Origin of the sequence: Streptomyces sp. SID11385 (assembly GCF_010548245.1) — a bacterium.
In the GTDB taxonomy this organism is placed as follows: Bacteria; Actinomycetota; Actinomycetes; order Streptomycetales; family Streptomycetaceae; genus Streptomyces.
The window spans coordinates 1-6,654 of the sequence record NZ_JAAGLR010000008.1; the positions used below are offsets into that span (position 1 = coordinate 1).

Consider the following 6,654-nt stretch of genomic DNA (forward strand, 5'->3'; position numbering starts at 1 on the left):
TGCTCCCGCGCGGACCCGGGCGCGAGGTCGGCGGGGTGCGCGGGGCCGGGGGCACCCGCCGGGCCGCCCGGTCGCACGCCCGTACCGCTCCCCCACGCGGCGCCACGCCGACGCGCCTCACCGTCCCCGTCTTCACCCGGACGGCGGGGCGCGGGTACGCGGTCCTCGGCCCGGTCCGCCGGGTGCGGGCCTCGGGGGGCCGGTTCGCGTTCCACTTCGCCTTCCTCCGTACCGCTGGGGTGTGCGTGCTCGGGGCGTGCCGCCTTCGCGCGCCACGAGCACGATAGAGGGCGAGGCCCCCGGTTCCCATCCCGATCACTTCCGGTAAGGTAAGGCTTACCTGTAAATCCTGCTGTTTCGACGTGCGATTCGGTGGTCCGCGCATGCTGCACTCCCCCCAGCTCTCCGCCCTCCCGGTGCCGGTTCCGGTGGCCTCGCCGGTCGGCGCCGCCTGGGAGCGAATGGCGGAGGTCTTCCCCGAGCTGCGGGTGACCGAGCTGGCGGCGGACGAGCCGGCGCCCGCGGGGGGCGACTGGGTGAGCGCGGCCGGGCTCGCGCGCGCGGATGCGGAGCTGGACGGGTACCTGCGCTGGGACCACGAGCAGATCGAGCGCGACTACGGGCGCACGCCGCGTCCCGACGTCGTCGCGAGCTTCGGGTTCCACCGGTACGCGTGGCCCGCGTGCCTGCTCATCACGCTGCCGTGGCTCCTGGTGCGCCGGGTGCCGCGGTACGGCGCGGGCGATGTGTACTTCGACCGCCCGCGCTACCGCATGACGGTCCGCTCCGTGCCCTTCGCGTGCCTGCCCGACGACCCCGAGGCCGGGCACCCGCTCGCGGTCGTCGTACCGGACGAGGACGCGCTGCGCGCCGAGGTGCGGGAGGCGGTGGCCACCCACCTGGGGCCGCTGCTCGAAGGGATCGGCCCGCGCATGCGCCGCCGGGGCCGGGCGCTGTGGGGCATGGTCACGGACGAGATCGTCGAGGGCCTCGCGTACATGGGGGAACTGCTCGGCGAGGAGGCGCGCACGACCGCCGAGCTGGAGGCGCTGCTGCCCGGCACGACGAAGCCGTACGTCGGCACGCCGGGCTTCCGCGAGCTGACCGGGCCCGGCGGCGAGGCGCTGCCCACCAGGGACCGGGTGAGCTGCTGCCTGTCGTACACGCTGGGGACCGAGGAGATCTGCGGCACCTGCCCCCGCCTGTGCGACGCCGAGCGCGTCGCGCGCCTGAGCGCCGAACGCCTCGCGGCGGAAGCGGGCCCGGCCGAGGGCGCGCGGGCGGAGGAGCCGGCCGCCGCCTGACCGAGTACGGGCCGGCCCGCCCGTTCACGCCCGTCGCATTCGCATCGGCGCGACGCACCCCGCGCCAGCCCCGCCCCCTGGGCGCGCCCCGCTGCCGTACCCGCTCAACGTCCGCTCCACACCAGCGATTTCCAGCCGCGCTCCGTCCTGCCGCACCTTCCGGCACACGGCACCCACGGCCTCCACCGGGGCCGGGCGTTCCCACCCGCAACCGTTTCACGCCCAGTCACCCTTGCGAGTATTCTGTCTCGCACGGAACTCCCTGTCTTCGCGCGAGAGTTCGAGCAGGTCGACGCTATCCGGTGCCCGGTACCCCCCATTGGCGTCCAGTTGCCCGGAAACCACCTGACGGCCCTTCGGCATGCGCCACGATGGCGCCCGAAAGGCCCTACCCGACGCAAGGGACCCCCCTGATGAGAATGACCGACATATCGCTGGACTGGCTCGTACCCGGCGCCGTACTGCTCCTGGGCATGCTGGCGGCGATTGCGGTGCTCACCCGTGGCAGGCGGGCCGGGGCGAAGGCGGCGGCGGCCGAGGACTCGTGGGAACGGAGCGAGGAGCGCCGGCGCCGCAAGGAAGCGGTCTACGGCAGCGCCTCCTACGTCCTCCTCTTCTGCTGCGCCGCCGTCGCCGCGGCGCTCTCCTTCCACGGCCTGGTCGGCTTCGGCCGCCAGAACCTCAACCTCTCCGGAGGCTGGGAGTACCTGGTGCCCTTCGGCCTGGACGGGGCGGCGATGTTCTGCTCGGTCCTCGCCGTGCGCGAGGCGAGCCACGGGGACGCGGCCCTCGGTTCGCGCCTGCTCGTGTGGACCTTCGCGGGTGCGGCGGCCTGGTTCAACTGGGTGCACGCCCCGCGCGGCGCGGGTCACGCGGGTGCCCCGCAGTTCTTCTCCGGGATGTCGCTCTCGGCCGCCGTGCTCTTCGACCGCGCCCTCAAGCAGACCCGTCGCGCCGCGCTGCGCGAGCAGGGCCTGGTGCCGAGGCCGCTGCCGCAGATCCGCATCGTGCGCTGGCTGCGTGCCCCGCGCGAGACCTTCGGCGCCTGGTCGCTCATGCTCCTGGAGAACGTGCGCAGCCTCGACGAGGCCGTCGAGGAGGTACGGGACGACAAGCGCCAGAAGCAGGTCGGCCGTCAGCGCGACCGCGAGCAGGCCCGCCTGAAGAAGGCTCAGCTCAAGGCGATCAGCCGCAGCACGCGTGGCTGGGGCGGGCGCGGCGGCGGCCGGCAGGTCGACGTGCAGCAGGCCATCGCCGGCATGGGGCAGGTCGACGCGGACCCCGCCATACCGGAAAGCGAGCAACTGCCTTCCGGTCGCCCCTCCTTGCAGGCCCTCACCACGAAGACTGACGCGGCGTCCTCCCCGGAGGAGCCTGCCAAAGGAGCCGTTGTCGACCTGACGGCCGAGGACGACACCCAGGCGCTGCGCCGTCTCGACAACCTGGACCGCAAACTGAAGGAGATGGAGCGGCAGTTCGGCTGAGCGCTCCCCGCACCGTCAAGCACGGGGCGGTCCGCACCCGCACGGGTACGGACCGCCCTGCGCCGTACCCGGGGCCCGCACGGAGGCCGCCGTGCCCGAAGCCGTGCCGGGCCGCCGTGCCCGAGGCCGTAGCCGGGCCGCCGTGCCCGAGGCCCGTACCGGGGCTCAGGCTCCCGTCTCCAGCTCGAACCACACCGCCTTCCCGGCGCCCACCGCCCGCACCCCCCACGCGTCCGCGAGGCTCTGGACGAGGCCGAGCCCGCGTCCGCCCGTGTGCTCCTCGGGGACGGCGGTACGGGCCCGGGGCACCCCCTTGGCCTGATCGCGCACCTCGACGCGGAGCCGGCCGCGCCGGACGACGGCCGTGAGCACCGCGTCGTCGGCGGTGTGCACGAGGGCGTTGGTGACGAGTTCGCTCGTGAGCAGCTCTGCGGTGTCGGCACAGGACGCCTCCTGGCCGTGCCGGTCGAGGAGTTCGCGCAGCGCGTGCCGCGCCTCGCCGACCGCGCGCAGATCGGCGCGGGCGAGCTTCCTCGTGAGCCGGTGCCCGCGCGGCGGCCGGCGCGGCAGCATCCGCCGGGCGCTCGCGCCTCTGCCCGGCGTGCCGCGCCGTCGTTCGGTCCTGTGCGCGTCCATGTACGGCTCCACCCCCGTGACGGACCACTCCGCCGGTCGGCCCGCCCCGGCACGGCCGGGCGCGGGTCTGCGAACACCACCTCGACCACGCTGTCGACTCTCGCCACACACCTTCGTGTCACGAACGTGTATACGAGGACCATGCCCGCTTAGTCCGTACCTGACGCCTCTTCGGCGTGCCCACGACGAAACCCTGACGCACGCGGCCGAAACCACGCGCCGGGCCGGCGCGCCGGGGGCGCGCACGGTGGCCGGGACCGCGCACCCGCCCCCGTGTGCCGCCCTCCGGCCCGCCCGCTCAGGGCCTGGGCACGTTGCGGAGGTTGGAGCGCGCCATCTGGAGCATGCGGCCCACGCCGCCGTCGAGGACGACCTTGCTCGCCGAGAGCGCGAAGCCGGTGACCATGTCGGCGCTGATCTTCGGCGGGATGGAGAGGGCGTTGGGGTCGGTGACGACGTCGACGAGGGCCGGGCCCTTGTGCGCGAAGGCGTCGCGCAGCGCGCCCTCCAGTTGCTTGGGCTTCTCGACCCGTACCCCGTAGGCACCGGCCGCGCGGGCGACGGCGGCGAAGTCCGGGTTCTTGTTGGTCGTCCCGAAGGACGGCAGCCCGCCCACCATCATCTCCAGCTCGACCATCCCGAGCGAGGAGTTGTTGAAGAGGACGACCTTCACCGGGAGGTCGTACTGCACGAGGGTGAGGAAGTCGCCCATGAGCATCGAGAAGCCGCCGTCCCCCGACATCGAGACGACCTGGCGGTTCCGGTCGGTGAACTGGGCGCCGATCGCCTGGGGCAGCGCGTTGGCCATCGAGCCGTGCCGGAAGGAGCCGATGATGCGGCGGTGGCCGTTGGGGGTGATGTACCGGGCCGCCCACACGTTGCACATGCCGGTGTCGACGGTGAAGACGGCGTCCTCGGCGGCGATCTCGTCGAGGACGGAGGCGACGTACTCGGGGTGGATCGGGGTGTGCTTCTCGACCTTGCGCGTGTACGCCTTGACGACGCCTTCGAGCGCGTCGGCGTGCTTCTTGAGCATCTTGTCGAGGAAGCGGCGGTTCTCCTTCGGCTTGACGCGCGGCAGCAGGCAGCGCAGCGTCTCGCGCACGTCGCCCCACACCGCGAGGTCGAGCTTGCAGCGGCGGCCGAGGTGCTCGGGGCGGATGTCGACCTGGACGATCTTGACGTCCTCGTCGGGCAGGAACGGCGTGTACGGGAAGTCCGTGCCGAGCAGGATCAGCAGGTCGCACTCGTTGGTGGCCTCGTAGCAGGCCCCGTAGCCGAGCAGCCCGCTCATGCCGACGTCGTACGGGTTGTCGTACTGGATGTACTCCTTGCCGCGCAGCGCGTGCCCGACCGGGGCCTTGATCTTGGCCGCGAGTTCCATGACCTCGGCGTGCGCGCCGGCCGTGCCCGCGCCGCAGAAGAGCGTGACCCGGTTCGCCCCGTCGATGAGCGCGGCGAGCTTCTCGATCTCGTCGTCACCGGGGCGCGCCGTGGGCTGCTCGGTGATCATCGCCTGCTCGGTGATCCGCTCCGGCGCGTCGTGCGAGGCGACATCGCCCGGGAGGGTGACGACGCCCACGCCGCCCTGTCCGACCGCGTGCTGGATCGCGCTCTGGAGGACGCGTGGCATCTGGGCCGCGTTGGAGATCATCTCGCTGTAGTGGCTGCACTCGGTGAACAGCCGCTCCGGGTGCGTCTCCTGGAAGTAGCCGAGGCCGATCTCGCTGGAGGGGATGTGCGAGGCGAGGGCGAGCACGGGCGCCATCGAGCGGTGCGCGTCGTAGAGGCCGTTGATGAGGTGCAGGTTGCCGGGACCGCAGGAGCCCGCGCAGGCGGCGAGCTTGCCGGTGATCTGCGCCTCGGCACCGGCGGCGAAGGCGGCGGTCTCCTCGTGGCGGACGTGGATCCAGTCGATCGCCGAGTTCCGGCGGATGGCGTCGACCACGGGGTTGAGGCTGTCCCCGACCACGCCGTACAGCCGCTCGACGCCCGCGCGGACGAGGACGTCGACGAACTGCTCGGCTACGTTCTGCTTGGCCATGCCACTCGCACCCCTTCTGTGCTCCCTGGATTCATGACGTCACGAATCCATCAAGTCACAGTGACCGCGATCGTGCCCGCCAAACCCCCGGGTGCCGGGGCTCACCTTTCCCAGACGGCGGCGAGGGTGCGATCGTCCGCGTAGCCCTTGACCCGGGTCTGGCTCGTGGCCAGGAAGGCCGCGAGCCCGGGCGGTTCGGGCGCGGACCACTCCTCGGCGAGGCGGCTCGCGAGCGGTGGGCTGCCGCGCAGCGGCTCGGCGAGCCCCGAACCGCACAGCAACAGCACATCGGCCGATCGGGCGATGGAGGCGTGGAAGCGGAAGGGTTCGCGGCGGGGTTCCTCGGCGGGGGCGTACGGGCTCGGGGGCCGCCCGATGCCGGGATCGAGGGTGAGCGCCCCGGCCTCGGGGCCGGAACGGGACTGTCCCTCGGCCTGGACCTCGGGCTCGATGTCGCGCAGTTCCCCGCCGCGCAGCCGGAAGAGCCCGCCCTCTCCCGCGCCGAAGAAGACCCGCGTGCGGCACTGGCTGTCGGTGGGCAGGAGGAGGCAGCGCAGGCTCGCGGTGTGCTCCTCGGGCGCGAGCCCGCGTTCGGCTGCGGCGGCGCGCAGGCGGCCGAGGGTGCGGTCGGTGAGGCGGTGCAGGCCGGACTTCAGGTCGCCGCGGCGGGCCGCGCGGATGTCGTCGGCGAGGCGGCGGTGGCTGCGGCCCACGGCGGCGGCGATCGACCGTATGGCTTCGTCCGCGACCCGGTACGCCTCGGGGGTGGTCCGTGCGCCGGTCGCCGTCGCGACGAGCACGATCCCCTCCTCGCCCGCGCCGAACCGCACCACGAGCAGCGCGTCCCGGCGCGCCTCGCCGCGATACCGCGCCGAGTCCCCCCGCTGCGAGACGGCCCGCAAGGTGCTCCCTCCGAACCGCCCCCCTTCGAGCACGGTGTCGGGGACGTACGCGTCGAGCGCCCCGGGATCGCTCTCGGCGAGAGCGGTGGGCTCGGCCTCGTAGGTGGGGGGCCGGTCGCCGACGTAGGGCACGGAGGCGGCCGTGGGGGGCGGCGCGGCAGGGCTCGGTGCCGGGCCGACACCGCGTTCCGGCCGCACGGGGCCCTCGGGGAGGGGGCCCGGAGCGGGGCGGGGAGACGGCGGCGGGACGGGCGCGGTCGTCGCTTCGCGCTCCATGGCGGGGG

General features: G+C 73.7%; 6 protein-coding genes. 3 read left to right on the top strand and 3 right to left on the bottom strand.

What is annotated here, in order from left to right; translation table 11 throughout:
* From G3I42_RS36785 to G3I42_RS00645, 3 genes are all read left to right on the top strand, one after another.
* Positions 1–287: hypothetical protein (locus G3I42_RS36785; RefSeq protein WP_203606176.1), on the top strand; the 287-nt coding region annotated here is incomplete at its 5' end.
* A 96-nt stretch (positions 288–383) separates the two neighbouring features.
* Positions 384–1,304: a (2Fe-2S)-binding protein gene (locus tag G3I42_RS00640; protein WP_164281902.1), complete on the top strand. Its 921-nt coding sequence runs from the start codon at positions 384–386 to the stop codon at positions 1,302–1,304.
* Between the two features lie 413 nt (positions 1,305–1,717).
* Positions 1,718–2,788 (top strand): DUF2637 domain-containing protein, encoded by a 1,071-nt coding sequence (locus G3I42_RS00645; protein ID WP_164281903.1) that lies wholly within the window; start codon positions 1,718–1,720, stop codon positions 2,786–2,788.
* A gap of 165 nt (positions 2,789–2,953) precedes the next feature.
* Here G3I42_RS00645 and G3I42_RS00650 read toward each other — a convergent pair whose 3' ends face one another.
* From G3I42_RS00650 to G3I42_RS00660, 3 genes are all read right to left on the bottom strand, one after another.
* Entirely contained in the window at positions 2,954–3,424 is a 471-nt protein-coding gene (locus tag G3I42_RS00650; protein WP_164281904.1) for an ATP-binding protein, read from the bottom strand.
* 298 nt (positions 3,425–3,722) lie between these two features.
* Positions 3,723–5,468, bottom strand: coding sequence for a pyruvate dehydrogenase (locus G3I42_RS00655; RefSeq protein WP_164281905.1), 1,746 nt, complete (start codon positions 5,466–5,468; stop codon positions 3,723–3,725).
* Between the two features lie 101 nt (positions 5,469–5,569).
* Positions 5,570–6,646 carry a protein phosphatase 2C domain-containing protein gene (locus G3I42_RS00660; RefSeq protein WP_239096177.1) on the bottom strand — a complete coding sequence of 359 codons (1,077 nt, stop codon included), beginning with the start codon at positions 6,644–6,646 and terminating at the stop codon, positions 5,570–5,572.
* Positions 6,647–6,654 lie beyond the last annotated feature (8 nt).